The organism is Mycobacterium sp. SMC-17 (assembly GCF_045310915.1).
Taxonomy (GTDB): domain Bacteria; phylum Actinomycetota; class Actinomycetes; order Mycobacteriales; family Mycobacteriaceae; genus Mycobacterium.
In genome coordinates, this window is sequence record NZ_JBJIAK010000038.1 from 31,130 (window position 1) to 52,975 (window position 21,846).

At 67.5% G+C, this 21,846-nt stretch carries 18 protein-coding genes and 1 tRNA gene; 7 read left to right on the plus strand and 12 right to left on the minus strand.

The annotated features are described in order from the left end of the window. The first annotated feature begins 54 nt into the window (after positions 1–54). Positions 55–1,602, plus strand: coding sequence for a PE-PPE domain-containing protein (locus ACJH7A_RS21545; RefSeq protein WP_346415873.1), 1,548 nt, complete (start codon positions 55–57; stop codon positions 1,600–1,602). Between the two features lie 7 nt (positions 1,603–1,609). Here ACJH7A_RS21545 and ACJH7A_RS21550 read toward each other — a convergent pair whose 3' ends face one another. Continuing rightward, entirely contained in the window at positions 1,610–4,366 is a 2,757-nt protein-coding gene (locus tag ACJH7A_RS21550; RefSeq protein ID WP_346415874.1) for a LuxR C-terminal-related transcriptional regulator, read from the minus strand. 54 nt (positions 4,367–4,420) lie between these two features. After that, a complete protein-coding gene (locus ACJH7A_RS21555) occupies positions 4,421–4,702 on the minus strand; it encodes a hypothetical protein (RefSeq protein WP_212807413.1) in 282 nt (93 codons plus the stop codon). 367 nt (positions 4,703–5,069) lie between these two features. Here ACJH7A_RS21555 and ACJH7A_RS21560 point away from each other — a divergent pair, with 367 nt between their 5' ends. Both ACJH7A_RS21560 and ACJH7A_RS21565 read left to right on the plus strand, forming a co-directional pair. Next, entirely contained in the window at positions 5,070–6,092 is a 1,023-nt protein-coding gene (locus ACJH7A_RS21560; RefSeq protein WP_212807414.1) for a helix-turn-helix transcriptional regulator, read from the plus strand. 82 nt (positions 6,093–6,174) lie between these two features. Beyond that, positions 6,175–7,662, plus strand: coding sequence for an FAD-dependent oxidoreductase (locus ACJH7A_RS21565; protein ID WP_212807415.1), 1,488 nt, complete (start codon positions 6,175–6,177; stop codon positions 7,660–7,662). Here ACJH7A_RS21565 and ACJH7A_RS21570 read toward each other — a convergent pair. The 3 genes from ACJH7A_RS21570 to ACJH7A_RS21580 all read right to left on the minus strand — a co-directional run bounded on the left by ACJH7A_RS21570 (position 7,648) and on the right by ACJH7A_RS21580 (position 10,920). Further along, positions 7,648–8,994 carry an APC family permease gene (locus ACJH7A_RS21570; RefSeq protein WP_212807416.1) on the minus strand — a complete coding sequence of 449 codons (1,347 nt, stop codon included), beginning with the start codon at positions 8,992–8,994 and terminating at the stop codon, positions 7,648–7,650. The genes ACJH7A_RS21565 and ACJH7A_RS21570 overlap by 15 nt on opposite strands. Further along, positions 8,991–9,881 carry a carbon-nitrogen hydrolase family protein gene (locus ACJH7A_RS21575; protein ID WP_212807417.1) on the minus strand — a complete coding sequence of 297 codons (891 nt, stop codon included), beginning with the start codon at positions 9,879–9,881 and terminating at the stop codon, positions 8,991–8,993. The genes ACJH7A_RS21570 and ACJH7A_RS21575 overlap by 4 nt, the downstream gene beginning before the upstream one ends. Before the next feature lie 115 nt (positions 9,882–9,996). Further along, on the minus strand, positions 9,997–10,920 hold the full coding sequence (locus ACJH7A_RS21580) for an alpha/beta hydrolase family esterase (protein WP_406802671.1): 924 nt from the start codon (positions 10,918–10,920) through the stop codon (positions 9,997–9,999). A 48-nt stretch (positions 10,921–10,968) separates the two neighbouring features. On the opposite strand from ACJH7A_RS21580, the gene ACJH7A_RS21585 reads away from it, so the two are divergent. After that, complete coding sequence (locus ACJH7A_RS21585) at positions 10,969–11,715, plus strand: pirin family protein (protein WP_406802672.1); 747 nt, start codon at positions 10,969–10,971, stop codon at positions 11,713–11,715. On the opposite strand, the gene ACJH7A_RS21590 is transcribed toward ACJH7A_RS21585, so the two are convergent. From ACJH7A_RS21590 to ACJH7A_RS21600, 3 genes are read right to left on the minus strand one after another with little or no spacing between them, the layout of a single operon-like run. Then, positions 11,716–13,131, minus strand: coding sequence for a phytoene desaturase family protein (locus ACJH7A_RS21590; RefSeq protein ID WP_406802673.1), 1,416 nt, complete (start codon positions 13,129–13,131; stop codon positions 11,716–11,718). 34 nt (positions 13,132–13,165) lie between these two features. Then, positions 13,166–14,932, minus strand: coding sequence for a DUF3556 domain-containing protein (locus ACJH7A_RS21595; RefSeq protein ID WP_406802674.1), 1,767 nt, complete (start codon positions 14,930–14,932; stop codon positions 13,166–13,168). Positions 14,933–14,959: 27 nt separating this feature from the next. Beyond that, positions 14,960–16,420 carry a class I adenylate-forming enzyme family protein gene (locus tag ACJH7A_RS21600; RefSeq protein ID WP_406802675.1) on the minus strand — a complete coding sequence of 487 codons (1,461 nt, stop codon included), beginning with the start codon at positions 16,418–16,420 and terminating at the stop codon, positions 14,960–14,962. A 105-nt stretch (positions 16,421–16,525) separates the two neighbouring features. On the opposite strand from ACJH7A_RS21600, the gene ACJH7A_RS21605 reads away from it, so the two are divergent. After that, a complete protein-coding gene (locus ACJH7A_RS21605) occupies positions 16,526–17,791 on the plus strand; it encodes a helix-turn-helix domain-containing protein (RefSeq protein WP_318983930.1) in 1,266 nt (421 codons plus the stop codon). 227 nt (positions 17,792–18,018) lie between these two features. Then, entirely contained in the window at positions 18,019–18,744 is a 726-nt protein-coding gene (locus tag ACJH7A_RS21610; RefSeq protein WP_406802676.1) for a hypothetical protein, read from the plus strand. 126 nt (positions 18,745–18,870) lie between these two features. Here ACJH7A_RS21610 and ACJH7A_RS21615 read toward each other — a convergent pair. The 3 genes from ACJH7A_RS21615 to ACJH7A_RS21625 form a co-directional block, all read right to left on the minus strand. Continuing rightward, positions 18,871–18,961 (minus strand) — tRNA-Ser (locus ACJH7A_RS21615). A gap of 295 nt (positions 18,962–19,256) precedes the next feature. Beyond that, positions 19,257–19,712 carry a nucleoside deaminase gene (locus ACJH7A_RS21620; RefSeq protein WP_406802677.1) on the minus strand — a complete coding sequence of 152 codons (456 nt, stop codon included), beginning with the start codon at positions 19,710–19,712 and terminating at the stop codon, positions 19,257–19,259. Beyond that, positions 19,709–20,227 (minus strand): tRNA adenosine deaminase-associated protein, encoded by a 519-nt coding sequence (locus tag ACJH7A_RS21625; RefSeq protein WP_318983932.1) that lies wholly within the window; start codon positions 20,225–20,227, stop codon positions 19,709–19,711. Before ACJH7A_RS21625 ends, ACJH7A_RS21620 begins: the two co-directional genes overlap by 4 nt. Before the next feature lie 94 nt (positions 20,228–20,321). Here ACJH7A_RS21625 and ACJH7A_RS21630 point away from each other — a divergent pair, with 94 nt between their 5' ends. Then, positions 20,322–21,266: a prephenate dehydrogenase gene (locus ACJH7A_RS21630; RefSeq protein ID WP_406802681.1), complete on the plus strand. Its 945-nt coding sequence runs from the start codon at positions 20,322–20,324 to the stop codon at positions 21,264–21,266. Here ACJH7A_RS21630 and ACJH7A_RS21635 read toward each other — a convergent pair. Continuing rightward, positions 21,229–21,843, minus strand: a complete 615-nt coding sequence (locus tag ACJH7A_RS21635) for a putative glycolipid-binding domain-containing protein (RefSeq protein ID WP_061004974.1) — start codon at positions 21,841–21,843, stop codon at positions 21,229–21,231. The two genes, ACJH7A_RS21630 and ACJH7A_RS21635, sit on opposite strands and share 38 nt — an antisense overlap. Positions 21,844–21,846 lie beyond the last annotated feature (3 nt).

Here is a 21,846-nt window from a genome sequence, read left to right on the forward strand (position 1 = left end):
AAAGGCCTGGTCGCGGGAGTACCGTCCGGTTCACGCCTAGCCGGGGGAACGCCGATGTCAGTGCAGATGTGGCCAACCAGAAGTCCCGCCGTTCGCGGTGTGCCGCGCATCTTCCTGTTGGTGGCGCTGTGCTGTGCGCTGCTGGTGAGTCCCGCCACCAACATCACGTCGAGCTTCGTCGTCGGCCTGATGAACACGGTGATCGGCATCGGCGGGCGCGGCGACCCGACGTCGGCCAACATTCCGGCCAAGCTCAACCACACCGTGGTGCCGCCGGGCTACGCTTACCTGCCCATCAACTACCCCGCGTCGATCCAGCTGTCGGCGAGCACGACCGTCTCCGGGCCGAAGGTCTACAACGCCATCACGTCCCGACCCGGCGAGCAGCTGATCGTCGCCGGCTACTCGGAGGGCAGTCTGGGCGCCGAGTGGGCCAAACGCCGGCTCCTGGCCAATGGCACCGGCCCCGCACCCTCGCAACTGTCGTTCGTGATGATCGGCTCGCCTTTCGCCGGCAACGGCGGCATCTTCGAGCGGTTCCCCGGCATGAATGTGCCCTTCATCGTCAACAACCAGGGCCCGTCCGCGCCGTCGCCTTACGACACCACGTTCTATACGCGTGAGTACGACCCCTACGCCGACTTCCCGGCGTATTTCAATCCGCTGTCGTTGGCGAACAGCCTGCTCGGCGTGATGTACGCGCACCCCGACGCGTACTACGACTCGTACATCCCCGGCACCACGCCCGCCATCATCACCGTCGTGCCCGACAACGGCGCCGGCGGAACGGACACCTACGTGTTCATCAGGACTCCCGATCTGCCGCTGCTGGTGCCGCTGCGCATCGGCGCCGGTGCCATCGGATTGACACCGCTCGTCAAACCGCTGCTGGACGCTGTCGAGCCGCTGCTGCGGGTGCTGGTCGACATGGGCTACACCGACCGCGAAAACCTGAATCCGGCCAAGAAGACACCGTTCTCGTTGTTCACTCCGCTGTCGAAGATCGTCGAGACGCTGAACGCGATACCCGGCGCCCTGCAGGAAGGCGCCAACAACTTCGTCGACGACATCCGGGCCGAACTGCACCTGCCGCCCCTGGCGGCGACACCGACGGCCACTCCGCCCGTCGCTTCTCTGGACGTCTCTGCCAAGAAGACCGCGGCGCCGGTGGCGGCGACCGTCGAGGACAAGCCGGCGGCGAACACGAAGGTCGACGACACCGACACCAAGACCGACGTCAAGACGGACCCGAAGACCGACGTCAAGGCGGACCCGAAGGCCGACGCCAAGAGCCAGCCGGCGCAATCGCCCGCCGCGACGCCGGCCACCGACACCGATCAGAAGTCGGCCGACGCCACCGAGCCAGAGACGAAATCGACCAAGCCCCAAGCAGATCCGGACACGCCACCGGCCAAGTCGACGAAGCCGAAGACCGATCCCGACGCACCGCCGGTGAAGGTCACCAAGCCGAAGAAAAAGAAGAACGCGCCCACCGCGGACGCCGACACCCCGAAAGATGCCCCGAAGACCGGGCCGAAGACGGGTGCCACGGCCGCAGCGAAGGACACCCCCAAGACCGAGCCCAGCCCAGCCGCGGCCTGAGCCGCCGTCAGGACGTCGGTTCGGGCCGCGTGATGCGCCAACCGAGTTCGGCCCGCGACCGGATCCCCAACTTCCGGTAAATCCGGGACAAGTGCACCTCCACCGTCTTGGCACTGACGAACAACTTCGCCGCCACCTCACGATTACTCATCCCCGACGCCACCAACTCGGCAATCCGACGCTCCGAAGCCGTCAGCACCGCACCCCGATCAGACCGCTCATCGATCCGACCCAACGCACGCCGCGCCTGCTCCGCCCACAACGGCGTACCCAACCCCTCGAACGCCGCCAACGCCTCCTGCAACGTCACCACCGCCACCGCCCGCCGACGCTGACGACGCTGCAACTGCCCCAACACCAACACCGTGCGCGCCCGCTCAAACGGCATCGACAACCCGTCATGCTCGACCAACGCACACTCAGCGACCGCAACCGCCTCATCCACACGGCCCAGCGCACCCAACACCAGAGCCCGGCACCGCCCACCGACCGCCAACATCCACCCACGGCCCAACCGCCGGCCATTGGCCTCCAAAGCCACCACCAACGACTCGGCCTCAGCCAATCGACCCAACCCCACCAACGCCTCCACCGCATCAGGCACCCACTCGGCGACGTAAATCTCCGTCGCCTCGGGCCGCTGCGCGAAGGTCGACAACAACGGCTCGAGCGCGGCCAGCGCGGCGTCGTAGTTGCCCAGCGAGAGGTCCAGGAAGCCGAGGGCCATGATCGCCCATCCGGTCAAGATGAAGCACTCGGACAGGGGCACGGTGGCAAGGACGTCGCGGACCGCGTCACGCGCGGTGTCCTCCCTCCCCGCATACGCGGCGCACCGCGCGCGCATGACCAGGGCCGCGGTGTGGTGGAAGCCGCCGAGATGCACGGCGCGTTCCATGGCGTCGTCTGCCAGCAGCGTGGCGGCGGCAAGGTCCCCGCGCCAGATCTCGTTGTGGACGGCGTTGATCGCGACAAAGTTCTGGTCGGTCTCCACTCCGCCGTCGATGCACTGCTGCCTGATGGCGCGGAACTCGGCGCGTGCCGCATCGAGTTTCCCGGTGCACGACCACAAGGTGGCCCTGTGCATGCGGGGCAGGAAGAATGCCGACGTGGCCGCGTCTCCGTCGTCCAAATCGATTGCCCGCTGCAGACTTTCCTCGTCGACGCCCTCGCCCAGCCAGAATCGCACCAAGGTCCGCATGCTCAGCGCCTGACTCAGCAACCCGGGCTGCCCGAGCCGGGTTGCACAATCGGTGGCTTCGTCGATTCGGCGTGCCGCGAGCGCGTGCTGGTCGATGTTGTAGAGCGCAAACGACATCGGCACCAAGATCTGCACCCGCGCCGCCAGATCGGCTGCGGCCTCATCGAGAGCACACTCGAGCAGTCGAGCTGCCCCGCTGTGACTTCGATCAACGATCTCGATGGCGCCGAGCAAGCTGAATGCTTGCGCCCGAACCGGTCCCGGGACAGCTTCTCCCACCGTCCGATTGAGCAGCGCTCGGGCGCGGTCGGCGTCGCCGGCGTTGTAGTGGTGGCTCGCCTGGCGGATCCGGCGCTCGGGGGTGTCGCCGCCGAGTCCGGCTGCCAGATCGAGCAATTCGGCCGCGGCGGCCGGGGCACCCCGGATGAGCGCTCTCTCCGCGGCGATGTCCAGGGCCTCCAGCGTGTGCGGATCGCCCCGCGTGACCGAGAGCGCGAGATGACGGGCGTGCAGCTCCGGATCGTCGATGGCCGCAGCCAGCCGGCGATGCGTCGCACGCCGTTGCGCCGGGGTCGCGGCAGCATAGACCCCGGCCGCCAACAGTGGGTGCGTGAAGCGAATTCGCTGCCCCTCGATCCCGACGATCCCATTGGCCTCGGCGTCCTCCAACAGCGCCACGACGCCGTCCGCCGGCAAATCCGTCACGCGGGCAACAAGTTCCACCGACGGGGTGGCAGCACACGCCACCACCAACAACGCCTCGCGCGCGTCAGCGCCGACGCTGCCGATCCTGTCCTGGACCAACTCGGCGAGCGAGCCCGGCCATGACATCTCGCCTGTCGACGTCGGAGTACCGATCGTGCGGGCCAGTTCGAGCGCATAGAACGGGTTGCCACCGGAAATCTCGTGAATCCGGACCATGGTGGGCCGGGGCAGACTCAGCCCCAGCCGCTCGGCGAGCAGACCGTGCAATTTCCCAAGGCTCAAGGGCGACAACTGGATCCGGGTGATCGCGTCCGCTCTCGGCAGCTGCAGCCACGACACCGGGGCACCGCGTAGAGGTTCGGTGCGGACCGTACCGACCACGGCGACCCGGCCCACCAGTCGCCGCGCGGCGAAAGCCACCACCTGCCGGCTCGAGGTGTCCAGCCATTGCAGATCGTCGATCGCGATGATCACCGGCGACTCATCAGCCAGCCGCTCGATCACCGACAGGAAGCCGGCCGCCACCGCCCGCGGATCCGTCGCCTCATCATCGTCACCCGCCCCGCGCAACAACACCCGGTCCATCGCGATCCGCTGCGGGGCAGGCAAATCCGTCAACACTGCGGTCTCGACGGCGCCCAACAGATCGGCAAGCGCGGCGTAGGCCAACACCGACTCGGCCGCAGCCGTACGCGCTGACAACACCCGGACGCCCGAGGTGCGTGCCTGATCGATCACCGACAACCACAGCGTCGTCTTCCCGATGCCGGCCTCACCCTCCAGAAGCAAGGCGGCGGGCCACCGTGACGAGGCCAGGAACTCGCCGATCACTCGCGGCTCGTCCAGGCGATTTCCCAGCACACCGCGATTATGCGCTGTGAAATTCCTTGGGGATACCCCTACGGAAACTATGCGTCAGCCCGGAAACTCGATGTCTTTCGCCACACTGAGACGCTGCGCGGGAAACCCGGCCCGGTCACATGTCCGGGTGACGATGTCGGCGGAGTCGGCCACGAAAATCCCGAAAGCCACCTCGTCGTTGGGCACCGAAATCACGGTTGCGACGCGTACCGATGCCTCGGTGGTGGACAGCGACAGGGCTGCCGCAGCAAGCGTCGCGGCCGCTTCAGCAAGCATCGGCCCGATGAAACTCGGGTGGTACCACTCGACGAGGTAGCACGGCTCCACCGGAAGCATGAACGCAACGTATGACATGGACCGCGCGAGCGAAATAAGGGTTCTCCCTAACCCTGCCGCTAGCACTTCATCGGGGTTCGAGAGTGCGCACAGATCGCGATCCCCCGCTAATCGCGATCTGTCCGCACGCTCGGCGCCGCCGAGCCACTCTCAGCGATCACCCAGCCAACACTTTACATACCATTGGTCTTGAATTACGATTTCCGCAGCACCTGTCCATTCATGGGGGGATCACGTCGCGAAAGGCGCCAGACGTGACCGCAACACATCTCAGGGAGCGTCGGCCGTGGTCACGGTCGAGGACTTCTCACGCGTAGTCTCCTCGATCTACGATTCCGCGGTCCAGCCAGAGCGATGGACCGCGACAATGGCCCAACTCCACACCATGTTCGAGGCAACCGGTGGGGCTGCCCTGGTATTGGCCGATGGCGTGAGCCGCGCACCCCAGAGCGTCACCATCCCGACCGACGCCCTGGCCGAGTACGCCGAGTACTACCGTCACATCGACTACCTCCTCGAGGCCGTCGAGAACGGGCCCGTCGGGTATGTGCACAGCTGCCAGGAACTCGCCGAGCTGCAGCCGCAGGCAGAGTTCCTCATGGACTGGATGCGGCCGCACCGACTCGACGACGGGCTGTTCGTCCGCCTGACCGATGGACCGCAGCCTGCCACCTGGCTCGTCGCCACCGAGAAACGTTCCGACCCGTTCGACACCCCGGACCGCGTCCACCTCACAGAGGCACTGGTCCCCCACTTCCAGCGCGCATTGCGCATCCAGCACGACCTCAGCGCGGCCACCCATCAAATCCGGAACATCTCGTCGGCGATGGACAACGTCACGCGCATCGGGATGGCCGTCGTGGACTGCACGTTGTCGGTGCGATACCTGAACACCGCGGCCGAGAACATCGTCCGCCGGCACGACGGATTGACCATCCGGGAAGGCTCGTTCGAGTTCGCGCACCCGCCCGCCGACGCAGCGCTGCGCCACGGCATCAACGCCGCACTCGGGCAGACCGGATCGGTGGTGCGGGGCGGCACCTCGCTGTTGTGCCCGCGCCCATCGGGCCTGCGCCCGTACGTGATTCACGTGCTGCCGTTCCAGCACGTGACGGCTCCGCTCGCCGAATCGCGGGCGCTGGTGCTCATCCTCGATCCCGAGCGACACCCGGAACCGGACACCGAGATGCTGCGCCGCCTGTACGGGTTGACGACGGCCGAAGCGGCAGTGGCCATCAGGCTGATACAGGGCGACGGCATCAAGCCCATCGCCGAGAGCATGTGCCTGTCTGCCGGCACTGTCCGAACCCACGTGCAACACATCTTCGACAAGACGGGCACCCACCGCCAGGCCGAGCTCGTGCGCACGCTGCTCGCCATATCCCTGTAGTGCGCCAAGGAAATACGCCAATCGACTGATTGCACCGGCGGGCCCGATGCCGGAGCCTTTTTCCAAGGAACAAGGAGGCCTCATGGGCAACGACACCACCGGACCTGGAATCCAGCGCTGCGACGTCTGCATCGTCGGGGCCGGAATCGCCGGTCTGAACGCCCTTTTCACCACCTCCCAGTACCTGTCGCCGGGTCAGCGGGTGATCCTGCTGGACCGTCGGCACCGACCGGGCGGCATGTGGGTCGACACCTACGACTACGTGCGCCTGCACCAGCCACACCCGTTCTTCACCGTCGGGAACATCGGGTGGACACTGGGCGCCGAACCGTCGCACCTGGCCACCAAACACGAAGTGCTGGCGCACTTCGACCATTGCCTCGACGTGCTGCGCCGGCGCATCGCGGTGGACGAATATTACGGCTGGACAATGCAATCCGATGCCGAGGCCGACGGCGTGGTCCGCATCCAATGTGCTTCCGACGACGGCCGGAGCATGGTCATCGAAGCCAAGCATCTGATCAAGGCCACCGCAGCCGACGTCGAACCGAACGACCCGCTGCCGGTGTCCAGCACCAGCGTCCACTCGGTGTCACCGAACTACTGCGACATGCGCGGCGGTGACATCGACGCCAGCGGCGCGCCGGTGTGGGTGATCGGCAGCGGCAAGACCGCGATGGACACCGCGTACGCACTGATCACCCGTCACCCCGGACGCGAGGTGAATCTGCTGGCCGGTTCGGGAACCTACTTCGCGCACCGCGACCGCCTGTTCCCGACCGGCGGCAAGCGATGGTGGGGTGGACTGACGTTCAATGCCTTGGTCGACGACCTGACGCGGCTGTTCGACGGCACCAACGAAGAAGAAGTGGCCCGCCGCTGGCGGGAACGCTGCGGGGTGTGGGTGACGCCCGAGACCGGCAATTTCCTGCTCGGGTTGTTGTCGACGGCGGAGCGCGACGCCATCGCCGCCGGTCTGGCCGACATTGTCATGGACCATTTCGTGGATGCCGTCGATCGCGACGGGCGGACCGAACTGCAGTTGCGCAGCGGCGCCGTCCGGGAGATCGATCCGGACAGCTGGATCGTCAACTGCACCGGGTACCTGCTGAAGCGTTCGGGGCCGTACGAGCCCTACGCGTCGCCCAGCGGCCGGGTGCTGTCATTGAACAGCAGGGCGGCGACACTGCATCTGACGACGTTCATGGGCTACTTCCTGCCCCATCTGATGTTCACCGGCCAACTCACCGAGGTGCCGCTCTACGAGCTCGACATGATCGACCTGCGGCGCAAGTGCAACGCGGTGTTCCCCCACACCTTGATGACGCTGGCGCTGCACAATCTCAGCCTCTTGACGGATGCTTTGCCCGCCAAGGTTTTTCAGGACTGCGGGCTGGACTTCGCGAAGTGGTATCCGATGCCACGTCAGCTCGTCGGGACGGCCCAGTTCCTGGCAACCCACCGCCGTCGGCGTCCGCACCTGCAGCGCACCCTGGATACCGTCGCGCGGCGGTTCGACGTCCACTGCGCCCCGCTCGAGAGGAACAGCGCACGCCTACTCAGCCAGTGACAGCTCCGGCGGCGGGACCCGCAGACCGCGGGTGAGGACCAGTAGGTACACCACGCCGATCGCCATCCAGATCACCCCGAGAGTCAGTGCCGCACTGCCGAGTTGGGTGAGCAGGTAGACGTCGACGATCGCGCCGATCAACGGAATCGCCACGTACGTCAAGGGATTCAGTCGCTTCTCGTGGCGATGCCGGACAAAGTAGCCGATCACCGACAGGTTCACGAGCGTGAAGGCGGTGAAGGCGCCGAAGTTGATGAACGACGTCGACGTCGCGACGCTGAGGAACACCGCCCCCAGGCCGATCAGCCCGCACAGCACGATGTTGAAGACGGGCGTGAAGAACCGGGGCGACAGCTTGCCGAAGAACTTCTTGGGCAACACCGAGTCTCGGCCCATCGCGTACAGCAGCCGGGACACGCTGGCCTGCGCGGCCAGGCCCGAGGTGAACTGGCCGATGATCAGACCGGTCACGAAGAACGCGGCGAACAGCGCCCCGCCGATGGTCCGGGCGGTGTCGGCGGCGAGCGAATCGGCATTCGTGAACGTGCCGCCAGGCTGGACGAGCGTCAGGACGTAGGCGACCGCGACGAAGACCACGCCGCCGATGAGCGCGACGAGCATGATGGCGCGCGGGATGTTGCGCTGCGGATTCTTGGTGTCCTCGGTGAGCGTGCTGACGGCGTCGAACCCGAGGAACGAGTACGCCGCGATGGCCGCGCCCGCGGCGATCGCGGAGAAACCGCCGGTGCCGCTGAACGGTGTGCCGGACAGCAGCGAGCCGGCGCCGTGGTGAGAGACCATGTGGGCCACCGCGAAACCGACGAACAGGGCGATCACCAGGAACTGCAGGGCCATCAGGACCAGATTGGCCTTGTCGGCCACCTTGAGTCCGAGGATGTTCAGCGCGGTCGTCAGAACGATGAAGAGCACGATCCACACCCACGCCGGTACCGACGGGAATTCACCGGTCAGGTACGCGGCGCCGATCAACCAGATGACCAGCGGCAGGAACAGGTAGTCGAGCAGGATCGTCCAGCCGACCAGGAACCCGAGCCGCGAATCCAGCGCCTTGCGGACGTAGGTGTACGACGAGCCCGCGACCGGATAGTGCACCGACATCTTCGCGTAGCTCGCGGCGGTGAACAGCATGGCCACGGTGGCCAGCAGATAGGAACCCGCGCTGGCGCCCGCGGACGCCTCGGCGATCACGCCGAAGATGCCCAGGACGATGATCGGCGCCATGTAGGCGAGGCCGAACAGCGTCACGCCACCCAGGCCGAGGGTGGCGTTGAGGTGGCCGGCCTCGTCGGTCTGCTGCGCGGTTTCGGTCATGAGCGTCCTTCGGGGTTGACGGTCTGCGGCTGCCACCGCTGTTGCACGAGCTGGCCGCCGTAGACGGGCAGTTCGATGGGGTCGTCATCGGCGTGCAGCTGTTCCCACACCCGGTTGACCCCGGCGGTGCCATGGGTCCGCACCGCCGTCACCCGGTCGAGGTCGATCGTCAGATACGTGACCTCCGGCTCGGCGTGGGCTGCCTCAGCAAGTACCTCACCCTCGGGTCCGACGTAGATGCTCTGCCCGCGCCCGAGTGGCCCGGCGGCGTTGACGCTGAGGTAGTAGATCTGGTTCGTGATCGCGTTGGCGCGGGCCAGGACGAGTTCCTGCGCGCGGTCGTCGGACGTCGTCTTGACGATGTTGAACACGACCTCCGCGCCGAGCCACGCGATCTGCCGGGTCGCCTCGGGGAACCAGCTGTCGTAACAGATGTTGACGCCCATTCGGCCGACACCGGGTACATCGAAGGTCGTGAAACCGGCGCCGGACGCCCACGGTTCGTGCGGGCGCCACGGGAACACCTTGCGGTACGACGAGACCAGACGACCGTCGGGGTCGAAGACGAGAGCGGTGTTGTAGACCCGGCCGTCGTCGCCGCGCTCGGCGATCGAACCGGGCACCAGCCAGACGCCGGCGTCGGCGGCCACGGCGCCGAGCCGCTGCGCGAGCGGTCCGGTGAGCGGCTCGGCAACCGCGTCGAAATAGGCCGCAGGGTCGTCGGCGCCGTCGCTCGCGCCGAGCAGGTGAATCTCGGGGAAGACCACCATCTGGGTGTCCGGGTGCTCAGCGCGGATCGCCGCGAGCTCCGCAGTCAGTTCGGCCACCGGGTCGTCGCCCTGCAGTGGGCTGGCCTGGACGAGGGCAACCCGCCAATGTCTGCTCATCTCACCTCACCGTCGGCGGTCACGGCCCTAGTGTGCGCCGGGACACAGTTCAACGCTCGGACAATCTGGGGATTTTGCGTGTGCCCATTCGACATTCCGTACACCGGCGTGGTTTTCAGCGATGATGCGCGTCGAAGAACTGCCAGATGGTGTCGGTCGCATTCAGGGCGGTCGACGGGGGCGGCAGGTCACCGAGCCGTTGCGCCAGCGGGCTCGGGATGCCGCCGGGCCACTGATGGCCGGCGCCGGCGATGCTGATGAGTTCGACGGTGCGGCCGCCGGAGCAGTCGGCGGTCTGTGTCGTCACGGCGCCGGCAGCCGATGTCACCGGGGCTGCGCACGCGTCGATGCCCCGCCACGTCGCGTTTACCGCGGGCACCGACGGCCCGTCGACGTTGGGCGCACCGGTGAGCGTCCGGGCCTTGCCCGGCCCGCCGTCGAACGGGACGCGGTCGTCGGCGGTCCCGTGGATCTGCAGCACCGAGGTCGGTGCGGCGTGCGAACAGTCGGTCAACAGCGTCCCGGCGACGGGGGCGACCGCGGCGAACAGGTCCGTCTGGCACGCGAGGCGCAGCGCCATCATCGCGCCGTTGGACATCCCGGCGACGTAGACCCGGGCCGGATCGATGGGCAGCTGCGCTTCGATCGCACCGACCATGGCGGTGATGAACCCGACGTCGTCGATGTCGCGGTTCTTCGGTATCCCGCAACAGGTCCCGGCGTTCCAGGCGCGATCCATGCCGTCGGGATAGGCGACGACGAACCGGCCGGCGTCGGCCTCGGCGTCCCAGTTGTAGGCGCGCTCGGCCTGCGCCCCGTCGCCGTACCCGCCGTGCAGCATGACGACCAGCGGCGCCGGGCCGCTGAGCCCGTCGGGCCGGTAGAGGTGGAAGGTGCGGGTCAGGCCACCGGACTGCACCGACTGACTCGACGCGTTTGTCGGGGCACCGGAGGCCGGGCGCGTGCCGCAGCCGGCGAGCGCCGGCAGCGCGAAGACGAGCATGACGGCACTCAGTGCCCACAGCAGCCGGCGGCTCATGCGTCCATGGTGCACCTCGCATCCGACCCCGCCTGCCAGAATTGAGCGGTGACTTCGGCAATTCGCGTCATCCGCGCTGACGAACGCTGGCACTGGCGCAACGAGTGGCTGGAATCGTGGCAGTCGTTCCCGGCGACCGGCAACTTCGATCTGGCGGCCAACGCGCACGGCCTGCTGATGATCAACAACGAGGACACCGTCGACCCCGGTGAGAGCTTCGACGCGCACGACCACCGGGATATGGAGATCATCACCTGGGTACTCGAAGGCTCACTGGTACACAAGGATTCGTTGGGTAACGAGAGCACCATCTATCCGGGCCTGGCCCAGCGGATGAGCGCGGGCACCGGCCTGCGGCATTCGGAGCGCAACGGCGCCGGGCGGCAGGAACGTCAGCGGCTGCGGGTCGTCCAGATGTGGATTCCGCCCGAGGAACTCGGCGGCGCTCCCAGCTATCAGGAAGCCGACATCTCCACAGCACTCGCCGGAAATACGTTGATTCCCATGGCTTCCGGCATGCGCAAGTACCGGGACGACGCCGCCATCACCTTCGGCAACAGCTATGCCGCGCTGCACGTCGCACGGTTGGATGCCGGTCACGCGGTGCAGGTGCCGGACGCACCGTACGGCCACGTCTTCGTCACCCGCGGGCAGGCCGAATTCGAAGGCTCCGGTCCGCTGTATAGCGGTGACGCCGTGCGACTCACCGCGACCGGCGGACAACGCATCACCGCGGCCGACGAAGGCGCCGAAGTGCTCGTCTGGGAGATGCACACCGTCGCGGTGAACGTATAGCTAGCGCCCCAACCGCGCCAAGGCGACGGCCGCGGCATTGGCCCCGCACATGCCGTGCCCGCCCGGCCCCGGTGGCGTGGCCGCCGAGCAGATGTACATGCCCGGGACACCGATGGTGTATGGCGACAGCGTGGTTCGCGGCCCGAAGGCCAGCTGCCGGATGTCCTTGGCGCCGGTGTTGATGTCGCCACCCACGTAATTGGTGTTGTAGACCGACATCTCGGTGGTGGACCGCACGGCCTGTCCGACGATGCGATCGCGGAATCCGGGGGCGAACCGCTCGATCTGCGCGATGATCGGCTCGGTGGCGTCGCCGCTGTAGCCATTGGGCACATGCGCATACGCCGACACCGGATTGACGGTGCCGACTGAGCGCTCCGGGTCGGCCAGGTACTGCTGGAACGCCAAGACGAAGGGACGGTGCGGCATCCGGCCCGCGTGGATGTCCCGCTCGGTCATGGCGATCTCGGCGAAATCACCGCCCAGGTGCACGGTGCCGGCCCGGCGGGCCGCCGCGCTGGTCCACGGCACGTCGCCCTCCACCGCGAAGTCGACCTTGAAAGCGCCTGGGCCGTAACGGAACCGATCGAAGGCGCGACGCACGCGCGCCGGCAGCCGGTCTCCGAGGATCCCGGCAATGGCAGTCGGCGACAGGTCGAAGACGGTGATGTCGGCGGGCGGCAACTGGGATGCAGCGGTGATCCGCACGCCCGTCTCGATCTTGCCGCCCAACTCGGTCAGCACCGCCTCGAGGGCGTTGGTGATCGCCTGTGATCCCCCGGCGGCCACCGGCCAGCCGTTGGCGTGCCCGGCGGTGATGATGCCCAGCCCGATCGCCGAGGTGAGCGGGTGGTGCAGCGGCTGAAAGGTATGTGCGGCAACGCCTCCGAACAGGGCACGCGCCTGCGGCGTGCGGAAGACCCGGGCCAGCGCTGCCGCAGGCAGCACCGTCGGCGCCCCAAACCTGGCGAGCCCCAACGGATGTCGCGGCACCCGCAGCAGCGGACCCATGATGTCCTCGGACAGGGCATCGAACCGGCGCGACGGTCCACCGAACAGCATTTTCCACCGCGGTCCGTCGGCCCCGAGCCCGGCCGCCGTGGTCTCGACCGAACGGTAGAGGGCGCCGGCGGAGCCGTCGTCGAGCGGGTGGACGCAGTCGATGTCGGTCCACTTCCACTGCAGGCCATGGCGATCCAGGCCGAGGTCTTTGATGAACCTGGAGCCGGCCGGCATCACGTGGATGGCGGCACAGTCGTCGAACACCAGGCCCGGTAGGACGTACTCGCTGGAGCGGACGCCACCGCCGATGCGGTCGGCGGCCTCCAGCACCGTGACGTCGATTCCCTTGGCGGCCAAGGTGATGGCGGCGGCGAGCCCGTTGGGCCCGGCGCCGACCACAACCGCATTACTCATGCGCGATCCGCCTTCGCTACTCGCTGGCCCCTCATCAGTGCAGGACTCCCGCCCGCTGCCACGTGACGTTGAGCGGGATCGGGCCGTTGGGCAGCCACGGCTGCTCGTCGACCAGATCCTTCACATTCCACGTGCCACGCTCGATGACGCCCAGTGCCGCGTCGATCACCTTGTACTCCTGCGTCATCTTGTGGATAGGCTGCGACTCCACCCAGGCGATGACGAACTCGCCCGGCTCGAACTGCGCCTCTGACTGGATGGCCCGGATCAGGTCTTCATTGTGCAGGTGCCCGTCACCGAAATTGAAGCCGATGATGGTGTTGCAGGACATCTCGCCTTCACGCACGGTGCGGGTGTCGATGTCGGGCAGGCATTTCAGCAGCACCGAGTACAAACCGCGGCCCTGGCTGTGCATGGCCCGCCACGCCGTCACCTGCTGCGTGAACACTTCGGCGGTCAGCGGGTCCCATCCGAAGGCGACGTACTGGTCGGCCGAGTTGGGCGACGACCGGGTGACGCGGTTGAGCTTCTGCTCGGCACCGGGTGTGAAGGTCCACACCGCCGACGCCCAGTTGCCGGCGTACTGGCGCATGGCCGGCAGGAACGACACGAGGTCGGGGCGCAGGTTACCCAGGATCGGGAAGAACGACAGCGCCGCGGCGAGCACGATGGCCAGCCAGCCCGGGTTCATGTCCCACACCGCGTAGCCGTCCGCGTTGGGGAAGCCCAGGAACAGGAAGATGGTGGCGTACGCGAACAGCACGTTCCATTCCACCGGTACCGCCAGCGGGAACGTCGAGATGATGAACAGGTGGAAGCTGACCATGATGGCGGCGGCCGCGATGGACACCCACGGCCACGGCGAGAACAGAAGTGCCAGCGGTGCAGCGATTTCCACGATGCTGCCCGGCCCGTGCGCCATGAAGGTGGCCAGGTGCGACGGCCGCAGGTCCTCGGGGAAGTTGCGGTAGTGGGCCCGCTTGAGCCACTTGAACGGGATGGCGGGGCTGTTGCTCACCATCGGCGGAATGACGTTGGTGAAGTGCAGGCCGAATTTCGAGACCCCGGCCCAGATCCAGACGGTGCCGATCAGCAGCTTGCCGGCGATGATCATGTTGACGAACGGCAGCGTGGCGAAGAAGATCAGCGCCGGCAGATACTGCTCGCCACGGCCGGCGAGGAAGATCGTCTTGTCCCGCAGGCCGATCAGCACGAACAAGATGATCGGTGCAATGAACAGCGCCGGGTTGACCAGTCCGGAGGTGTTGTCGGGCAACGCTTTCGACAGCGATTCACTGGGCACGCCGGGCAGCACCAAGGCGATGAGCACGGTGGCCATCAGGGCGAGGTACACGACGATGTCGAACCAGGTTCGCCGGTCGCCATTCGTGAACGGCACCGCCTTCCACGGCCGCAGCCGAATGGTGTTGGGCTTGGCCCAGAATCGGAACCCGCCCGTCATCGGCTTGGTCTTGCCGGCCAACGGTCCCCAGGAGCCGGCGAATCCGACGAGTTCCAGCAGGACCGTCCACAGGATCACCTTCTGGTACACGATCGGCTGGTCCCACCACTGCGAGACGTGCCAGAACGCCGGCAGGTGTGATGTCGCGGTCGCGATCGTGACTCCACCGATGGCGTAGAAGACCGTGAGTTTGACGATGTAGAGGACGTGGATCATGCGCGGTGCGCCGTACCCTTCGTCCACCCACTTGAGGCACATGATGCGGAGCCGCTCCTGCAGCGGCATGCGGAGAAACTCTTCCAGGTCGACCTTGGGCAAGGTCGGTTCGATGAATCCCATGAGGTGAGCTCCTTTGCTGGTATCAGGCTAGATTCGCGGATCGGCGTCGGTGAGGGTTTTGCGCAGGGACGGCTTGTCGATCTTGCCGACGGGGTTCTTCGGCAACGTCTCCAGGACCGTGATATCAACGGGCAGTTTGTATTTCGACAGTGATGCCTGCAGGTGCGCGGTGATGTTGTCGACGTCGAGTTCGGCCCCCGGATGCGCGGAGACGAACAGCACGGGCTCTTCGCCGTAGAGCCCGCTTGCGCGTCCGACCACCGCGGCCTCGGCGACGCCGGCGACCTGGTGCACGACGGTCTCGATCTCTTTGGGGTAGATGTTCTCGCCGCCGCGGATGATCATGTCCTTGGCCCTGTCGACCAGGACCAAGTACCCGTCCTCGTCGAACCGGCCGACGTCGCCGGTGTGCAGCCAGCCATCCTTGAGGGTCTTCTCGGTCTCCTCGGGACGGTTCAGGTAGCCGCGCATCACGTTGGGTCCCTTGATCACCACCTCGCCGAGTTCCCCCTGGGGCACTTCGGCGCCGGCGAGGTCGACGATGCGAATCTCCTGACCCGGCAACGGAATTCCGACGGTGCCGACCTTGCGGGGCCCGTTCAGCGGGTTGCCGGTGCTGGCGCACGATCCCTCGGACAGTCCGTAGCCCTCGACCAGTGGGATGCCGTAACGCTTTTCGAAACCCTCCAGCAGTTCGATGCTGGCCGGCGCGGCGCCACACACGGCGAACCGCACCGCGGAGGTGTCGGGCTGCACCTCGGGCGGCAGACCCAGCAGCATGGTGTAAATGGTTGGCACCGCGGAGAAGTAGGTGGCGCGGCTGGATTCCAGTCGGGCGAAGAAGGTCTCCGGGTTGAACCGGCCGGCGATGGTGGTGCGGCCACCCGCGAGCAGCGGCGACAGCACGCTGACAACGATGCCGTTCACGTGGAACAGAGGCAGGATGAGCAGGCTGTGGTCGGCGTCGGTCAGCTCGAAGCCCTCGATCACCATGGCGCACATGGCATTCAGGTTGGCGTTGTCGAGCATGACGCCCTTGGGCCGTCCGGTCGTGCCGCTGGTGTAGATCAGCAGGGCCAGGTCATCGTCGTTGCCGGCCACGGGATCGGCGGTGCGGGGCTCGCCACCCATGTCGTCGACGTGCAGCACTGTGACGTCGGAGTCGACGTCACGGTCGACGACGAGCACGACCGCGCCGGCGTCGGTCACCTGATAGGCGACTTCGGCAGGCACCAGGGTCGGGCTGATGGGCGTCGCGACGGCGCCGAGCCGCCAGGTGGCGAACAGCGCGACAACGAAGGCCGCGCGGTTCGGGAGCATGATGCCGACGACATCGCCGGCGCGCACACCGCGCTGATGCAGCGCCCCGGCGGCGCGCTGAACGGCATCGAGAAATGCGCCATTGTCGAGGTCGGTCTGGTCGTCCGCGACGGCCGGTGCGTGGGGCGCCGCGGCAGCGCGACGGTCGGGCAGGGTGGCGAGGTTCATGTCATAAAAATAGGAGTTTGTGGTGCGCACCACTCCGTCGTGCGCCGATCAACTTTGTCGGCCGATTTGTACGCTCGACACAAACTCTGGCTCTACAGTCGGCACATGGATCCGGCGGTCAGCGAGGCCAACACCACGATCATGACCCGCCTCATCGCGCGCCAGGCCGAGGTCGCGCGCTCCGTCGGGCACCGTCTGGCCAGCGATATCACCGAACTGCGCGGCGACCCCGAGATCATCGAACTGCTCCGCGCCAGCGTCGGCGGCAACGTCGAGACCATCTTCCACGCGCTGCGCTACGACATATCTCTGGAGAACATCGAAGCGCCCACCGCGGCCCTCGAGTACGCGCGCCGACTCGCGCAGCGCGGCGTACCGATGAACGCCCTCACGCGCGCCTACCGGATCGGCCACGCGCTGGTGCTCGACGTCGCGGCCGAGGAGATCAACCGCGCCGGGTTCGCGCCCCAGACCTGCCTGGCCATCTACGAGCGCATGACGTCGGTGACGTTCCGCTACATCGACTGGATTTCACAGCAGGTCGTCACGGTCTACGAGGACGAGCGCGACCGCTGGCTCGCCAACCGCAACAGCACACAGGCGCTGCGGGTGCGGGAAGTGTTGTCGGGCAACGACTCCGACCCCGAAGCCGTCACGGCCGCGATCCGCTATCCGATGCGTCGCCATCATCTGGCCGTGGTGCTGTGGTGGCCCGCGGGTAGTGGCCAGGTCACCGGGCACGACGACGCGCTGGCCCGACTCGAACAGTTCCTGCGCGCGGCCGCCGATCATGTCGGCACCCAGGGCAGTCCGCTGTTCCTTGCCGCCGATCAGCGGACCGGCTGGGGCTGGCTGCCGTTGTCGGGCGCCACCGCGGACGGCGCGTCCGCACAGCTGCGACAGTTCACCGACTCCCAGCCGAGCGCCCCTGCCGTCGCCGTCGGCACCCCGCTGCCGGGCGTCGACGGCTTCCGCCGGTCGCACCGGCAGGCCCTGCGCGCGCACAGTGTCGCGGTGACGGCCGACCTGACGGGTGTCACCGCGGCCGATGACCCGGGCTTCGCCGCGGCCGCGCTCCTGGGCGAGAACCAGGATGACGCACGGGAGTTCGTCCACACGGTCCTCGGGCCACTGGCTGGGACCGGTGCCAATGACGCCCGGCTGCGGGAGACCTTGCAGGTGTTCCTGCGACACGGCGGTAGCTATACAGCCGCGGCCGACGAGTTGGTGGTGCATTTCAACACCGTCAAGTACCGCGTCGGGCGGGCGCTGGAGCGGCGGGGACGGCCGCTCGGCGACGACCGGCTGGACGTCGAGATGGCCTTGCTGCTGTGCCACTGGTATGAAGCCGCGGTTTTGCTCGACGACTAGCGGGCCGCCCGCCAGCAAGACCGGCGCCAGCACCAACTGCCAGCATATTCGCAGCACGAGTGATCGAATCGAGACTGCCAGCAAACCAAGGCGTGTTAACCAGCTGGTTCACTGCTGTAACGGACGCGCCGTAGCCGGCGATACCAGGGTAGTGGTCGGAGGAACCGAGTACGACCCAGTAGGTTCACCTGGCCACACGCGAGAGAACCATGATTGGAGTATCACTAATGCGCAACTCAGGACGTTTGATCGGATTTGCTGCGGCATCGGCCCTGGCGCTGGTCCCGCTCGCCGTCGCGGCCCCGGCTTGGGCCGACGACGAGGTTTCCGGTGAAACCGGCGCCGCGGTCGCTACCCCGATCGGCAACGGCAACGCCGGTGGCGGCGCCGGCTTCGGCGTGGAGAACCCCTTCTGGCACCCCTTCGATGCCTCCAGCAACGCGGGCGGCGGCGCCGGTGTGGACACCCCGCTCGGCGGTGGCGAGTTCAACACCGCCACGGGCACCGACGCCGGCTTCGGTGGTGCGGGCTTCGACACCAACACCGGCGCGGCGATCAACACCCCGCTGGGTGGCAGCAACTTCAACACCGGTGCGTCCACCGACTTCAACGTGCCCAACCCGGCTGACTTCATCCCGAACTTCGGTGGCGGCGCCAACGCCGGCGGCGGCGCGGGTGTGAACACGCCGTTCGGTGGCAGCGGCTTCAACGCCGGCGCCGCCAACGAGTTCGCCGCGCCCGCCCCGGCCGACTTCATCCCGACGTTCGGTGGCGGTACCGGCGGCGGCGCGGCCGTCAACACCCCGGTCGGCGGCAGCGGCTTCAACACCGGCACCTCCGGCGAGATCGGCCCCGACGGCGTTCAGGCCGGCACCAACTCCGGCGCCGGCGTCGCGACCCCGGTCGGCGGCTCCAACTTCAACGGCGGCTCGGCCTTCACCTTCGGCCGCTAGTTCCTGATCACATAGGCCAGGCACCCGAGATGGGTGCCTGGCCTTTGTGTTTCCGGGATCTCAGCGGGCGGGCTCTTGCTGGTCGCAAAAAAGCCCCTCACCTGCGGTGACAGGTGAGGGGCTCTATGGCGGTGGCGGAGGGATTTGAACCCTCGGTGGGGGGTTACCCCACACACGCTTTCGAGGCGTGCTCCTTAGGCCGCTCGGACACGCCACCGTGTGGCAGCTTACCGAACCCGGGCCCCAGTCCCTAATCGCTGGTCGCGTGACGCCGAAACGAGGCTTGCGTCCGTGACCTTAGCTCTAGTTGGGCGTCTTTGGGACTACTCGCACGGGCCTCGGGCCAGAAAGTCCGTAGCTTCATTCACTGGACGCTCGAAACCGCTTTGACTGAAACCAGGTACCTTTTCCCGCTGCGACAGGTCCCTGGTTTCAGTCGCAACAGGTTGATCGCCCATTCGACTGAACTCACGCACTTTCAGCCGGAACTCGCTCATGCGACAGCAAGGGAATCAGCGCTGCCGGGCGAAGAACCCCTCCATGAGCGCCGCGCACTCGGCCTCCAGGACCCCGCCGCGTACCTCGGGCCGGTGCGTCAGCCGGCGGTCGCGGACCACGTCCCACAGCGAGCCGACGGCGCCGGTCTTGGGTTCCCACGCCCCGAACACCACGCGGGCCACCCGGGACATCACCAGCGCGCCGGCGCACATGGTGCACGGCTCGACGGTGACGGCCAGCGTCGCACCTTCCAGCCGCCAGCCGTCGCCGTGCACCGCGGCAGCCGCGCGCAGCGCCAGGATTTCCGCGTGCGCGGTCGGGTCACCCAGGGATTCGCGGGCATTGGCGGCCCGAGCCAGCTCCACCCCGTCGGCCGAAAAGACCACCGCTCCGATCGGCACGTCGTCGGCACCGGCGAGTTCGGCGGCCTCCAGGGCAGCGCGAATCAGCCGTTCATCAGTGGAGCTCACCGCCCCAGCTTGTCCAATACCGCCACGAGTTCATCGTTGAAGCCCATTTCCTGGGCGATGCGGCTGAGTTGTTCGTCGGCGTACTCGTCGTCGGCGAGGATCACGCCGAGCACCGCCTCGGGCAGGCCCAGGTCGGACAGCAGCCCGAGATCACCTTCCTCGAAGGGGTCGTCTTCCTCGAGTTCTTCCAGGCTCAGGTCGGCGTCGAGCTTCTCCAGCACGTCGGCCGCGATGTCATAGTCCAGCGCCGCGGTGGCATCCGACAGCAACAGCCGGGCCCCGGAGGGCGCGGGACGGACGATGACGAAGAACTCGTCGTCGACGTTCAGGAGGCCGAAAACCGCCCCGGCGGAACGCAGTTCACGAAGTTCGGTCTCGGCGGCGGCCAGGTCCACCAGCGCCGCACGCTTCAGCGGGACGCAACGCCATGCGCCGTCCTCCCGGACGACCGCGACCCCGAAACCGTCGGGGAGATCGGCAACCTGCTGCTGTGCCTGCGCGCGCTGTACTCCCATGCGGATAACGCTAGTCCGCACTCTGCCACTTGACCAGCGGTCCCGTATGTACCCCACCGTGGCCGTGTGCAAACCTTGGAAGGTGACAACTCCGGTGTGTGTGCTCGGTATGGGACTCATCGGCGGTTCGCTGATGAGGGCCGGGCAGGCCGCGGGCCGCGAGGTGTTCGGATACAACCGCTCGATCGACGCGGTCCGGGCGGCGACGGCCGACGGCTTCGACGCGACCGAGGACCTCGGCGCGGCGCTGAAGCGCGCTGCGGCGAGCGATGCGCTCATCGTCCTGGCGGTGCCGGTCCCCGCGCTGCCGATCATGCTCGAGCGCATCCGCGACACTGCCCCGGATTGCCCGCTCACCGACGTGGTGAGCGTCAAAGGCAATGTGCTGCAACAGGTTCAGGAGTACGGCCTGCTCGACCGCTTCGTCGGCGGACACCCGATGGCCGGCACCGCGCATTCCGGCTGGGCGGCGGGCACCCGCGATCTGTTCGCCGGGGCACCATGGGTGGTGAGCGTGGACGACCACGTCGACCCGCAGGTGTGGGCCCAGGTGATGCATCTGGCGCTGGACTGCCGCGCGGTGATCGTGCCCGCCCGCTCCGACGAACACGACGCCGCGGCGGCCGCGATCTCGCATCTGCCGCACCTGCTGGCCGAGGCCCTGGCCGCGACCGCCGGCGAGGTGCCGCTGGCATTCGCGCTGGCGGCGGGGTCGTTCCGGGACGGCACCCGGGTCGCCGCCACCGCGCCCGACCTGGTCCGGGCGATGTGCGAGGCCAACGCGACGGAGCTGACGGTGATGCTCGACCGGGCCATGGAACTGCTGAGCCAGGCCCGCTCGTCGCTGGTGGAGGCGCAATCGGTGGCCGAGCTGGTGGAGGGCGGCCATGCCGCGCGGGTCCGCTACGACAACTTCAGCCGCCCACAGATTCTCGCGACGACCATCGGGGCCGAGGGCTGGCGCGAAGAGCTGGCCGCCCAGGGCCGCGCGGGCGGGGTGATCAGATCCGCTCTGCCAGTCCGGGGTAGTCGAGGATGAAGCCGTCGTCGTCGACGGTGATCGCGGTGTCGGCGACCGGTGAGTCCAGCTTGATGGGCTTGCCCGGCCCGTCGCTGCTGTAGCCGATGGTGACGGATTCGACCGTCAGATCCGGCACCCGGACGTAGACGACAGGCAGCGACACCGACGCCGTGCGGTTGTGCAGGCCGGTACGCCGGATGGGCAGCGCGTTGAAGAACGGGCTGAAGACCACGTCGACGTCCAGGGCGCCGTTGTAGGCCGCCCGCCGGGCCTGGTTCTGGTGGTCCTGCACCAGCCACATGTTCTCTTCGTCACGCGCGATGGACAGCTGCCGCTCGCGCTGCGCGAGGGTGACGGTGAGCGACAGCCGTTTGGTCGCGCCGCTCTCGTCGGTCACCAGGTCATAGGACGCGCTGAACGCCGGATGTATGTCTGTGGCCGCCGCCACGATGCGGCCGTAGGCCTTGATTCGGTTGCCGGACAACTGGACCCGAACCGACTCCATGCGCGACACGTCCTGCGCGCGCCAGGTCAGGATCGCCGGCCAGGCGGGTTCTGCAGCTTCGGGGCTGGCATCGGACTGCGGTGCGCTCACCCG

Excerpts from the sequence above, each read along its gene's own strand:
- ACJH7A_RS21545 (WP_346415873.1), top strand. The coding sequence starts at position 55 with ATGTCAGTGCAGATGTGGCCAACCAGAAGTCCCGCCGTTCGCGGTGTG.
- ACJH7A_RS21555 (WP_212807413.1), bottom strand. The coding sequence starts at position 4,702 with ATGCTTCCGGTGGAGCCGTGCTACCTCGTCGAGTGGTACCACCCGAGT.
- ACJH7A_RS21560 (WP_212807414.1), top strand. The coding sequence starts at position 5,070 with ATGGCCCAACTCCACACCATGTTCGAGGCAACCGGTGGGGCTGCCCTG.
- ACJH7A_RS21565 (WP_212807415.1), top strand. The coding sequence starts at position 6,175 with ATGGGCAACGACACCACCGGACCTGGAATCCAGCGCTGCGACGTCTGC.
- ACJH7A_RS21570 (WP_212807416.1), bottom strand. The coding sequence starts at position 8,994 with ATGACCGAAACCGCGCAGCAGACCGACGAGGCCGGCCACCTCAACGCC.
- ACJH7A_RS21575 (WP_212807417.1), bottom strand. The coding sequence starts at position 9,881 with ATGAGCAGACATTGGCGGGTTGCCCTCGTCCAGGCCAGCCCACTGCAG.
- ACJH7A_RS21580 (WP_406802671.1), bottom strand. The coding sequence starts at position 10,920 with ATGAGCCGCCGGCTGCTGTGGGCACTGAGTGCCGTCATGCTCGTCTTC.
- ACJH7A_RS21590 (WP_406802673.1), bottom strand. The coding sequence starts at position 13,131 with ATGAGTAATGCGGTTGTGGTCGGCGCCGGGCCCAACGGGCTCGCCGCC.
- ACJH7A_RS21595 (WP_406802674.1), bottom strand. The coding sequence starts at position 14,932 with ATGGGATTCATCGAACCGACCTTGCCCAAGGTCGACCTGGAAGAGTTT.
- ACJH7A_RS21600 (WP_406802675.1), bottom strand. The coding sequence starts at position 16,420 with ATGAACCTCGCCACCCTGCCCGACCGTCGCGCTGCCGCGGCGCCCCAC.
- ACJH7A_RS21605 (WP_318983930.1), top strand. The coding sequence starts at position 16,526 with ATGGATCCGGCGGTCAGCGAGGCCAACACCACGATCATGACCCGCCTC.
- ACJH7A_RS21610 (WP_406802676.1), top strand. The coding sequence starts at position 18,019 with ATGCGCAACTCAGGACGTTTGATCGGATTTGCTGCGGCATCGGCCCTG.
- ACJH7A_RS21625 (WP_318983932.1), bottom strand. The coding sequence starts at position 20,227 with ATGGGAGTACAGCGCGCGCAGGCACAGCAGCAGGTTGCCGATCTCCCC.